Below are 248 nucleotides of genomic sequence, written 5' to 3' on the forward strand. Positions count from 1 at the left end.
TTAAGGGTCGATGGTGCGTTGACCATTACTGATAGTGATAACGGCCAAGCACAATTTAACGCCGAATCGATTCAAGGCCAGTTTGGTACCTTGAGTATCAACAATTTAGGCCATTGGGTTTACACCGCTGATAACTCACAAGCGACCATTCAAGGTCTAAAAACGGGTGAATCATTAACTGACACATTGCTGGTGCATTCCGTCGATGGCACTGAACAACAAGTCACCGTCACCATTAACGGTACTGA

Annotated in this window: 1 protein-coding gene; it reads left to right on the top strand. The window is 45.2% G+C overall.

Annotation, left to right across the window (positions count from 1 at the left end):
* On the top strand, positions 1-248 hold a 248-nt coding region (locus tag AN944_RS21230; RefSeq protein WP_200913407.1), incomplete at both ends, for a VCBS domain-containing protein.

The organism is Shewanella sp. P1-14-1 (assembly GCF_001401775.1).
Classification (GTDB): domain Bacteria; phylum Pseudomonadota; class Gammaproteobacteria; order Enterobacterales; family Shewanellaceae; genus Shewanella; species Shewanella japonica.